At 51.7% G+C, this 12897-nt stretch carries 2 protein-coding genes; both read right to left on the bottom strand.

Annotated elements, in window-relative coordinates; translation table 11 throughout:
- Positions 1 to 15: 15 nt before the first annotated feature.
- Positions 16 to 11202: a non-ribosomal peptide synthetase gene (locus tag F1593_RS04305; RefSeq protein ID WP_149400317.1), complete on the bottom strand. Its 11187-nt coding sequence runs from the start codon at positions 11200 to 11202 to the stop codon at positions 16 to 18.
- Between the two features lie 21 nt (positions 11203 to 11223).
- On the bottom strand, positions 11224 to 12897 hold a 1674-nt coding region (locus F1593_RS04300), incomplete at its 5' end, for an amino acid adenylation domain-containing protein (RefSeq protein WP_149400316.1).

Below are 12897 nucleotides of genomic sequence, written 5' to 3'. Positions count from 1 at the left end.
GATCCGCCCTACCACTTAATGGTTGGTGAGTTTCGTGCGATTACCTTTGATGCTGCCTAATTTGCGCAGATTGGCAGAGCGACGCTCTTGCTTGCGCACACCATTATCTACATGCAACACCTGTAGTGCATTTCCAGTTGCATCTGTTCGATTCATTTCGGCGCTGAGAGGCAGTGGAACCTCATAAATCTTACGATCAGGTTGTGCTAAGACAGCCTGGAGAAAATGCTCAAAGGCCACAATCAAATTTTGCATGCTCACAGCGTCAAAGAGATCTGTACTATACGTGATAGAACCAGACATGCCTCCTTCTACTGTTTCCGCCATAAAAACAGCAAAGTCGAATTTTGAACTGGTCACTTCATTTGGTAAAGAGGAAATGCGCAAGCTCTCCTGCTGCTCTTGCGGGATAATAGCGGGTGCAGCACTAATGTTTTGTAACACAAAGAGCAAATTAATCAATGGGGTACGATCATAGCTACGCTTGAGGTGCAAACGATCTACCAATACATCATATGGCAGATCCTGATAGGTAAATGCCCCCAACACATTCTCTCGGACACGGGCCAGCACCTGACGGAAAGAAGGCTCTCCGCTCAAATCCGTTCGGAGTGCCAATAGATTGACAAAAAAGCCAATCATCCCTTCTGTCTCTTGATGCGTTCTATTAGCAATATCAGTACCAACCACAATGTCGTCAACTCCAGTCTTGCGGGCAAGCACACATTTAAAGGCCGCCAGTAGCGTCATAAAGATGGTTGCCGCTTCCTGCTGACTCAACGCTTTTAGGGACCGGGTTATCTGCTCAGACAGCGTAAAGGTATAGTTTGCGCCACGATGGCTGCTTACTTCAGGCCGTGGATGATCTACAGGATATTCAAGGGCCTGAGCACCATTCAGGCGCTGCTTCCAGTAGTTCAAATGCTCAGTACAGGCATCTCCCTGTAACCATTGCCGCTGCCATACCGCGAAGTCGGCATAGTGAAGAACTGGTTCCGACAATGGAGATGGTTGACGTTGAACACGCGCCTGATAGAGTGCCTGAAGCTCGGAGGAGAAGATGCCAATTGACCAACCATCAGTGATAATATGGTGCATAATTAGCAGGAACAGATATTTCTGTGGCTGTACCTTGACGAGCAGGGTGCGCAAGAGGCGATCCTGGGCAATAATGAAGGCTCGGCCTGCCTCCTGCGACAGTAACTCTTTGACCGCTTGTTCCTGCTGGTCTCTCTCCATAACGCTAAAATCCAGGTATGGAAGCACAAAATTCTCGTCAGGAGGAGCAATACATTGGACAGCCTCACCTTCAATCGTTTGAAAGGTTGTACGCAGGCTCTCGTGACGGCGTATAATCTCCTGCACGCTCCAGCTTAGTGCCTCTTGATCAAGCATGCCTTCCAGTTGCAAAAACAAAGGAATATTTTGTGATGCGTCACCTGGATGCAATTGATCCAGGAACCAGAGGCGTTGTTGAGCAAAGGAAAGCGGTATGTGCTGGTTTCTCGCGACGACCGTCAAAGCAGCCTGGTGCATGGATTGATTGCCATGCAATTGCCTCTCAAGCAGGGTGGCTTGTTCCGCGATAGTCGTTGCAGTGAAGATACTACGGAGTGACAGTTCCATGCCTGCCTTATGCAGGCGTGTCAACAGTTGGGTAGCCAGCAAAGAGTGACCACCAAGCTCAAAAAAGTTATCATGGATACCGATATGGGTCCGTCCCAATATCGCTCGCCAGTGATCCAGTAACTGGATTTCAAGAGCGCTACGTGGCGCGACCAGGGATTGCTCTGTAGCGCGATCCAGTGTTTCAGGTGCAGGCAGTGCATTGCGATCAATTTTGCCATTGGGTGTCACGGGAAACGCATCCAACAAGATAAAGGCAGACGGCAACATATATTCAGGGAGACACTCACGCACCATTTCGCGTAGCTCAGCAACCACCGTTGGCAACAGGGATGGGCCGACCAGATAAGCGACCAGGGATTGATGGCCCGGTCGATCCTCACGAACCAGTACCAGGCATTCACGCACTGCATCATGAAGGTTGAGGACATCTTCAATTTCCCCCAACTCGATACGCAAACCGCGTAACTTCACTTGATGGTCAATACGTCCTAAGAACTCTATTGTGCCATCCGGGAGATAACGAGCCAGATCACCGCTACGATAAAGCCGTGCTCCCGGCTTTGCGCTGAAATGATCAGGAATAAATTTGGTTGCCGTCAATTCAGGCTTATCCAGGTAGCCCCATGCCAGACCAATGCCAGCGATATGCAGTTCGCCGGCAACCCCTACGGGCACTGGCTGCAAAGAGCTATCTAAAAGATAGATTTGGAAGCGCGGAATTGGCCTCCCAATCGGTGGACGGCCTTGCAACTGCGGCGTACACTCCATGATGGTCGCACAGATAGTACTCTCAGTCGGTCCATAAGCATTATAGAAGCGGCGCTTCGCTGGCTCGACCCAACGACGCATCAATTCCTCTGAACAGGCCTCCCCCACTACTACAATTCTGGACAGGCCAGGGACATCTTCTGGATTTAACTGTGCCAGCATCGATGGCGCTAGCGTGACCATGCTGATGCGCTGCCGACCAATCAAAGCGATCAGCGTATGAAGTGAGAGTAACTCGTCAGCTTGAGCCAGGCAGAGCGTCGCTCCCGTACAGAGTGCACCCACGATATCCCAGACAGAGGCATCAAAACTGATGGAAGCAAATTGTAAGATCCGATCTGCTGGGGTGAGGGCGAAAGCCTGCTGCTGCGTCTCAACCAGATTCGCAAGACCATAGTGTGGGACAAGCACACCCTTGGGTTTGCCGGTAGAACCCGAGGTATAAATGATATAGGCCAGATCGCTCGCCCCGACCTCGACATCGGGTGAACTCCCTTTCTCTTGCGCCAAACGTGGGGCCAGCATGTCCAGATACACTAACTGTGCCTGTCTGAATGATAGCTGGTTGGCAAGCGATTGCTGACTCAGGATAAGCTGGATCTGCGCGTCCTCGACCATATAATCCAGGCGTTGGAAAGGATAGGCAGGGTCCAGAGTAACGTAAGCGGCGCCAGCTTTTAAGATCGCCAGAATACTCACCACCATCTCAAAGGAACGCTCCATACATACTCCGACCCGATCCCCACGTTGAATACCCCGCTGGAGCAGATAATGGGCCAGCTGGTTCGCGCGCTGATCCAGTTGCTGATAGCTCAAGCTCTGCTCGCCAAAGACTAAGGCATCCTGTTGTGGTGTACGCGCAACCTGGAGTTCAAACAGATGATGCCAGCAAGCTGGTGTATAAGGACGATCAGTATCATTCCAGGTACAGACAATTTGTTCCCGTTCACGCTCTGAGAGAAGCGTAAGTTCACTGAGATGCTGTGTGGGATTACTCACCACGCTGGCTAAGAGCGTCTGCCAGTGCGTAAAGAGACGCTCAATGGTAGCTTGCTCAAACAGATCGGTATTATATTCAATTGCACAACTCAAACCCTCCTCAGTATCCGCCAGAATCAGGCTTATATCAAAGCGTGCAGTCTGTCCGCTCACTTCAAGCGGACTGATTGATAAATCATCAAGAACCTCGATAACACGGTTTGTCTGTGTCCCACTCTGCAGGCTAAAGAGCACCTGGAAGAGGGGAGAGCGGCTGGGATCGCGTTCGGGCTGGACAGCTTCGACAACCTTTTCAAACGGCACATCTTTATACATGTAGGCATTTAAGGTTGTCTCGCGCACCCTGCGCAGAAGTTCGCTAAAGGTTGGATTGCCAGAGAGATCGCTCCGCAGCACCAGGGTATTCACGAAGAAGCCGATCAGGTGTTCGAGTTCGACCTGGTCGCGATTAGCAATCGGTGTACCGACGCTGATATCGTCCTGTCCACTATAGCGACTGAGCAGCGTTTGAAAAGCGGCCAGGAGCAGCATAAAGAGTGTTACGCCCTCTTGCTGGCTGAGTTGTTTCAGATGTGTAGCTAACTCGGCTGGCATTTGCCTCAACAGAATGTTCCCATTCTGAGTCTGTTGCGCTGGTCGCGGATGGTCACACGGCAACTGCAAAACATCAGCACCCGCCAGTTGCATTTTCCAGTAGGCAAGTTGCATGTTCAGATGTTTCCCCTGCAACCAGTTGCGCTGCCAGCTCGCATAATCTGCATACTGTACTGGAAGGTGCGGTAGATGAGCATCTGATTTTTCGTGCTCAGCTTTATAAAGCGTGGTCAACTCACGTACAAATATACCCATTGACCAGCCATCCCAGATAATGTGGTGCATTGCCATAACCAGCACATACTCGTTCCCCGCCAACCAGAAGAGACAGGCCCGCAATAGCGGTCCATGTGCAAGCGAGAAGGGTTGTTGTAGCTCGTGCTGAATTAAACATTCAAGCTCCGCTTCACACGCCACAGCATCAAGACCACGCAGGTCTTGATGGCGCAAATGGACAGGCGAGACAGGCAGGATAACCTGGACAGGCACACCATCGCGATCCAGGAAGACTGTGCGTAGCGTCTCATGGCGTACCACAATACGCTGTAAACTTTGTTCTAGCGCAGTAACATCCAGGTTGCCCCGCACCTTCAATGCCAGTGGCATTGTATAGGCACTGCTCTCTTCAACCAGTTGCTCCAGTAGCCAGAGACGCTGCTGCGCAAAGGAAAGAGGTATAGACTCATCCCGAGACAATGGCAGGAGCGGTGGAACCAGAAGATCCTGCTCTGTCTGCAACAATTCCTGGATCACCACAGCCTGCTCTTGAATTGTTGCAGCTTGAAAGATACTACGCATAGAGATCTGCACATGAAAGGTTGAGCGCAAACGTGCGATAAGTTGATTGACCAGCAGTGAGTGACCTCCAATCTCAAAGAAATTGTCGTCAATGCTGATCTGTGGATAACCCAGAATCTCACGCCAGAATGTTAGAATAAGCTCTTCAAAGCTGTTACGGGGAGCCACCAGTGGCCCTTTTTGTGACTCCGGTAGCGCAACAGGTGCTGGCAGATTCTTCCGATCAACCTTGCCATTGGGTGTGAGTGGTAAGGCTTCCAGCAGGACACAGATATTCGGCACCATATATTCAGGCAGAACGGCAAGTAAGTAGAGGCGTAGTTCGCTCTGCGTCGGATTCGCACCTGACACAGGTACCACATATCCAACTAATTGCTGATTGCCAGCCCCAATTTCATAGACAATGACCGCACAGGACTGCACATCTGGATGCTGTGCCAGCACCGTCTCAATCTCTCCCAATTCGATGCGATGTCCGCGCAACTTCACCTGCCGGTCGGTACGACCCAGACACGCTAGCTTACCATCGACATTCCAATGGGCAAGGTCGCCAGTACGATACATGCGCGCACCAGGAATAGCACTAAAAGGATCGGGCAGGAATCTTTCCGCGGTCAAATCTGCTCGATGGAGATATCCCCAGGCCAGGCCATCACCTGCAATATACAGTTCACCTGCGACCCCAACTGGTGTTGGTGCGAACCAGGCATTAAGGATATAGATCTGTGTGTTAGCGATCGGCTGACCTATCAGAATCTGTTGCTCAGATACCACCTGAGCAAGCGTTGACCAGATGGTGGTTTCGGTAGGTCCATACATATTCCATAAGCTAGCACCACGCTCAAGTAATGGCTGGACAATCTCTTGTGGCAAGACCTCGCCACCACAGAGCATCTTCAAACCCGGAGCATTTGAAGTTTGCTCTTCACCTGACCAGCCGCTCGCCAATAGCAGCCGCCACGTTGCCGGGGTAGCCTGCAACAGGGTAGGACGCGTTTTCTCAAGCCAATGCACGAGATCAGTTCCATTTGTCGCCACCGCACGACTCACGATAAACACCTGTGCACCAAGAGTTAAGGGCAGGAGTAGTTCGAGGACCGCAATGTCAAAAGAGAGTGACGTTACGGCTAGAATACGATCTTCCGCGCTCATACCAGGACGCCGGGCAATACTCTCAAAGAAATTAACCACAGATTGATGGGGCAGAATTGTCCCCTTGGGTTTACCCGTTGAGCCAGAAGTATAAATGACATACGCCGGCTGTTGCGGAGAAAACTGAATGTCAGGATTACTCACAATCATGTCAACGGGAAGATCTTCCAGGCAAACAATCTGAGCTTGATGTGCTGGTAAGCTAGCAACAAGCCAGGGCTGTGAAACAATTACCTGAACCTGGCTATCCTCTAACATATACGCTACCCGATCCTGAGGATATTCAGGATCAATAGGAACATAAGCGGCCCCGGTCTTCAGGATACCCAGTAAAGCCACCAGCATCTCGGCTGAACGCTCCATACAATGTCCAACCAGCATACCTGGACCGACTCCTGATGCCAGAAGCTGATGCGCAAGCACATTCGCCAGTTGATTGGCTTCGCGATAAGTAAACTGCTTATCCGCAAAATGGATGGCTGGTGCATCTGGTGTGCGCTCCACCTGCTCCTCAAAGAGTTGATGAATACTCTTGTCCCGCGCATAAGGCTGTGTCGTGGCATTCCAGCGGCGCAGAAGCCACTCCTGCTCTTGATCAGGCAGCACATTTTGCGACTGGTAGGCATCCATAGCATTATGAGCGATGGCTGCTAAGACCTGTACATAATAGCCAGCAATACGCTGTAAATGTGGGGTAGTAAAGGTCTCCCCATTACTTTGCAGAGACAGGCGCACCTGATCTGAAATCGGATCAACCATTACATTGGTACTTAAGGCAAAGTTATTGCGCTCAAAGCCATGTTGCCCAAGCACTTTCACCTCGGAGGCCCCGGGAGAAGAGAGCAGATCTTTGTAGATATGGAAATGCGTATAATTAAAGATGACATTAAAAAGAGCGGTCCCACCATAGCGGCGCTGTATTTCTGCCAACGGATACCAGCGATGAGCCAGCAACTCCTTTTCCTGCTGAAAAACCGCTTGAATCAGTTCCCGCCAGCTGCCACCACCAAGATGAACCCGTAAGGGCAGCGTATTCAGGAACAGACCCAGGATGCGTTCACTATCCATTGTCTCAGGACGTCCATTCGAGACATAGCCAGTGATAACATCGTGTTGTCCGCTTAACATCGTCAGGACAAAAAGATGAGCTGCTAATAAAACACTTTTATAGGGAACCGTCAGTCGTTGCGCAAGCTTTCTAAGATCTCTTCCCATTTCGGCACTGATAGTGACGGTAAACTGAGGAACATCCTCTTCGTCAGGCTCTACAGATGACCATATGGGCAGAGGTGTCACACTATAGTTCGCCAGCATCTCCTGCCAGTAAACATGTTCAGCGGGCGCAGATAATTGCAACCGCTCTAAAGCAACAAAATCGTGATGCGAATGGGTAAGAGGCGCAACAGGCAGATCCTTTTTACCCTGTAAGAGATCCAGATAGACTTTAAAGACTTCAGTCACAAACGAAGCGACACTCCAGCCATCCAGAATTGCATGATGGCAGGTCAGCGAAAACTGGAATGAATTTTCACTACGCAGATGAACCGTAATCCTAATGAGTGGAGCTTCAGCAAGGTTGAGCACCTGCAGTTTGTCCTCTTCAATCCAATGCAAGAGTGCCTCGCGCTGCTCCAACTCGGTCATAGCGGTGATGTCATGGATAGAGAAAGGGACCTGCACATTTTTGTGTACTAACTGCAAAAATTCACTATAGTTCGTAATATCAAAAGAAGTTCTTAGCACAGGATGCTGCATAGCTAACAGTTGGATTGCCTGCTGAAAATAGGCTGGATGAAACACTGCCTCAAGATGATAGCTGGTTATATCATGATACATACCATTGGCAGAATTGAGTTGACTATGATACAACATCCCTGCCTGCATTAAAGCCAGAGGATAGGCATCTTCAACATCTTCCGGTAGCTTCAAACGATCTTTTTCAGAGATCAAGGCAAATGGCAAAACGCTCTCCTGAAGCGGGAGCTGCGTTTGTGACGTCTGAAGTTGTGCAGCCAGCTCAGCAATAGTCTGATATTGAAAGAGTTGCTGCAAAGTAAAATAGATTTCCTGCTCCTTCGCCTTTGCAACAATCTGGATACTGCGAATAGAGTCACCACCCAGGGTAAAAAAGTTGGCATGAATGCCAACCTTTTCATGCTGTAACACAGCACTCCAGATGGCAGCGAGTCGCATTTCAAGCGGCGTGCGTGGAGCGACATACTCAAGTGCCAATTGCGCCAGACTACTCTCAGGCGCAGGTAAAGCGTTCCGATCTAGTTTTCCATTGGCCGTCAGTGGCAACTCGGGCAAGCTGATAAAGAGGGATGGCACCATGTAATCGGGCAGGTCGGTTCGCAACTGCTGGCGCAACGAACCCGTTTCCCAGGCCCCCTCCTCTTCCTGCACGATATAACCGACCAGACGCTTGTCACCCTGAGCATCACTTGAGACCTGCACCGTACAGGCTCGGATGCCAGCAAGCTTCAGCAAGCGATCCTCAATCTCTCCTAACTCAATGCGGAAACCACGGATCTTGACCTGCTGATCGATCCGGCCCAGATACTCTAACTCGCCATTGCTGCGATAGCGCACCAGATCCCCCGTCTGATAGAGGCGCTGGTCCCCATGACTGAACGGCGAGCGGATAAAGCGTTGCGCCGTCAGTTCCTCGCGCTGGAGATAGCCTGCGGCCAATCCTGCCCCTCCAACATAGAGTTGACCAGCTACCCCAATCGGCACAGGTTGTAACCACCGATTGAGTACATAGAGCTGTAAGTCTGGAATCGCCCGACCAATCACACTTCCACGCCCCTGCTCCATATCCTCCCAGCGAATGCGGCGATAGGTGACGTGAACAGTCGTCTCCGTGATGCCATACATATTGATCAACTGCGGGTGCTCGTCTCCATGTCGCTGCAACCAGGGGCGCAGACGCCCCAATTCCAGCGCCTCGCCCCCGAAAATCACGGCCCGCAGCGCACCCGGCGTCTTCGTCGAAGAGTCTGCAAACAGGGCTTCCGCCTGCTGCAACTGCTCAAAGGCCGAAGGGGTCTGATTGAGAATCGTGACCTGCTCATCCAATAGCAACTGATAAAAGGCTGACGGAGTCCGACTGGTCTCATAGGAAACCACGACCAGTTTGCCGCCATAGAGCAGCGCTCCCCAGATCTCCCAGACCGAGAAATCGAAGGCATAGGAATGGAACAAGGTCCAGACATCACGGGCATCAAAGGAGAACCAGTGCTCGGTACCCGCAAATAAACGCTGGACATTGGCATGCGGAATACAGACCCCTTTGGGTTTGCCGGTCGAACCCGAGGTATAGATGACATAGGCCAGATCCTGTGGCGTGTTCCGGTTCTCCAGATTCTGGATGCTCTCGTCGACAAAACACTGTTCGCTGGGATCGAGCAGGAACAGCTGCAGATCGGGCCGCGCAGCAAAGAGCCGGGTATGAGCTGGCTCGGTCACGATGCGCTCTACCCCGGCATCGGCAAGCATAAAATGCAAACGCTCGGTGGGATACATCGGATCGAGGGGCAGATACGCCCCGCTCGCTTTTAAAATCCCCAGCAGACCGACCAGTAGCTGCACAGAACGGTCCATACTTAACCCGACCAATTGATTGGGCTCAACTCCTTGCCGTCGCAGGGCATGCGCCAACTGGTTCGCCCGGGCATTCAGTTGCGCATAGGTCAGGCTCTGTTGCTCATCACTCACTGCGATCGCCTGGGGATGCATCCGGGCTTGCTGCTCAAAGCGCTGTACCAGGGTGTCCACTACAGGAAATTGCTGTTGCGGCTCATTCCAGTCAAACAACAGTTGTTGCCGCTCCTGCGAACTGAGGAAAGTAAGTTCCTGTACTGGGATCTCTGGTTGTGTTATCAGAACTGACAGCAGGCGTTGCCAGTGGCCTAACAAACGTTCAATGGTCTCAGCATCAAATAGATCAGTATTATATTCCAGGTCAAAAATTAATCCCTGTGGTGCTTCTGAAGCCGCCAGGCTCAAATCAAATTTGGCGGTCTTATGCTCGATCTCAATCGCCTCAATGCGAATATCTGTCCATGTTTGCTGCTTCTCAGGCAGATTTTGCAGCACAAAAAGGACCTGAAAGAGGGGGGAACGGCTACGGTCACGTTCCGGTTGTACCACATCAACCAGTTGTTCAAAGGGAATATCCTGGTGAGCATAGGCTCCCAGAGAGACCTCTTTCACGCGGCGTAAAACTTCACGAAAATCAGGATTACCAGAGAGATCACTGCGTAAGACCAATGTATTGATGAAAAAACCAATCAGATCTTCGAGCTGAGCTTGCGTGCGGTTAGCAATTGGCGTACCCACGCTGATATCGTCCTGTCCACTGTAATGACTCAACAGGACCTGCCAGGCGGCCAGCAATGTCATAAATAACGTACAGCCTTCGCGCTGGCTGAACAGTTTAAGTGCCTGGCTCAGCTCACCAGACAGTTCAATGCGCTGACTGGCACCTCGATGTGTCTGTATGGCTGGGCGCGCACGATCAGTGGGCAATGCCAGTGGCTCGGCCCCGCCCAGTTGCTTTTTCCAATAATCCAGTTGTACATCCAGAACCTCTCCCTGCAACCATTGGCGCTGCCACAGCGCATAATCAGCATATTGCAGCGGCAATTCTGGCAGTGGTGAGGGCTGACCAGCCACAAAAGCTGGATAAAGTTGACCGAGCTCATGCGTCAGGACACCCATTGACCAGCCATCGGCGATACTATGGTGCAGTGTCAGCAGTAAAACCGCTTCCCGATCTGAGAGCAACAACAGACATGCCCGAAACAAGGGACCCTGCTCCAGATCAAAAGGCTGTTGTGCCTCCTGCTCAAGCAAGCTCTGTACCTGCTCCTCCTGCTCAACAGGGACAATCGAAAAGACAAAACTCTCGATAGGATCAATCTGTTGATACGCTACACCAGCGCGAGAGACAAAGCGCGTACGCAAGCTTTCATGGCGACGCACAATTTCGCGTAGTGTCTGCTCGAGAGCAGACACATTGAACGCGCCATGTAAACGTAAAGCCAGCGGAATAGTATAGGTAGAGAGACCAGGCTCCAATTGCTCAAGAAACCAGAGACGCTGTTGAGCAAACGAGAGTGGTGCCAGATCATCATTTTTACGCCGCATTAAGACTGGATAAGATGCCGTATTCTCACGCTTCTCGGCGATATTCTTCAGAAAAAGCTTGCGCTTCTCTGGTGAAAGGGTTGCAATGCGTTGAGCAAGACCAGGCATAATTCTACTCCTCTATGGCACTCAGGCATTCTTCTCAAGGAAGTACTGCTCGACTTCCTGTTCAGAAAGCTGTTCGATCTCAGCTAACATCTCTGCGGCCTCTGCATCAGCAGTCTCATCAACAGCAAACGATTGCAGATGCAAAGCGAAATCCGCCAGAACTGGTTTTTCAAAGAGATCACGTAAAGGTACATCCAGTTGTAAGAGCTGGCGCAGATGTGAGAGTAGCCGGGTTGCTAACAAAGAATGGCCGCCGATTTCAAAGAAATTATCGTACACGCTAATCGTTTCTAACCCTAGAATGTCTTTCCAGAGATCAACCACAATTTCCTCAACTGGATCGCGCGGAGCCACACATTCCCGAATAGTATGCGTGGCAGCTTTTTCCGGGGACGGTAAAGCGTTCCGATCTAGTTTTCCATTGGCCGTCAGTGGCAACTCGGGCAAGCTGATAAAGAGAGATGGCACCATGTAATCGGGCAGGTCGGTTCGCAACTGCTGGCGCAACGAACCCGTTTCCCAGGTCCCCTCCTCTTCCTGCACGATATAACCGACCAGACGCTTGTCACCCTGAGCATCACTTGAAACCTGCACCGTACAGGCTCGGATGCCAGCAAGTTTCAGCAAGCGATCCTCAATCTCTCCTAACTCAATGCGGAAACCACGGATCTTGACCTGCTGATCGATCCGGCCCAGATATTCTAACTCTCCATTGCTGCGATAGCGCACCAGATCCCCGGTCTGATAGAGGCGCTGATCCCCTTGACTGAATGGCGAGCGGATAAAGCGTTGCGCCGTCAGTTCCTCGCGCTGGAGATAGCCTGCGGCCAATCCCGCTCCTCCAACATAGAGTTGACCAGCTACCCCAATCGGCACAGGTTGTAACCACCGATTGAGTACATAGAGCTGTAAGTCTGGAATCGCCCGACCAATCACACTTCCACGCCCCTGCTCCACATCCTCCCAGCGAATGCGGCGATAGGTGACGTGAACCGTCGTCTCCGTGATGCCATACATATTGATCAACTGCGGGTGCTCGTCTCCATGTCGCTGCAACCAGGGGCGCAGACGCCCCAATTCCAGCGCCTCACCCCCGAAAATCACGGCCCGCAGCGCACCCGGCGTCTTCGTCGAAGAGCCTGCAAACAGGGCTTCCGCCTGCTGCAACTGCTCAAAGGCCGAGGGGGTCTGATTGAGAATCGTGACCTGCTCATCCACTAGCAACTGATAAAAGGCTGACGGAGTCCGACTGGTCTCATAGGAAACCACGACCAGTTTGCCGCCATAGAGCAGCGCCCCCCAGATCTCCCAGACCGAGAAATCGAAGGCATAGGAATGGAACAAGGTCCAGACATCACGGGCATCAAAGGAGAACCAGTGCTCGGTACCCGCAAATAAACGCTGGACATTGGCATGCGGAATACAGACCCCTTTCGGTTTGCCGGTTGAACCCGAGGTATAGATGACATAGGCCAGATCCTGTGGCGTGTTCCGGTTCTCCAGATTCTGGATGCTCTCGTCGACAAAACACTGTTCGCTGGGATCGAGCAGGAACAGCTGCAGATCGGGCTGCGCAGCAAAGAGCCGGGTATGAGCTGGCTCGGTCACGATGCGCTCTACCCCGGCATCGGCAAGCATAAAATGCAAACGCTCGGTGGGATACATCGGATCGAGGGGCAGATACGCCCCGCCCGC

It is taken from the genome of Dictyobacter arantiisoli (assembly GCF_008326305.1).
Taxonomy (GTDB): Bacteria; Chloroflexota; Ktedonobacteria; order Ktedonobacterales; family Ktedonobacteraceae; genus Dictyobacter; species Dictyobacter arantiisoli.
This window is presented reverse-complemented; position numbering and strand designations above follow the sequence as displayed.

What these genes read in the sequence shown, in the direction of transcription:
- F1593_RS04305 (WP_149400317.1), bottom strand. Translation starts at nt 11,202, where the DNA reads ATGCCTGGTCTTGCTCAACGCATTGCAACCCTTTCACCAGAGAAGCGC.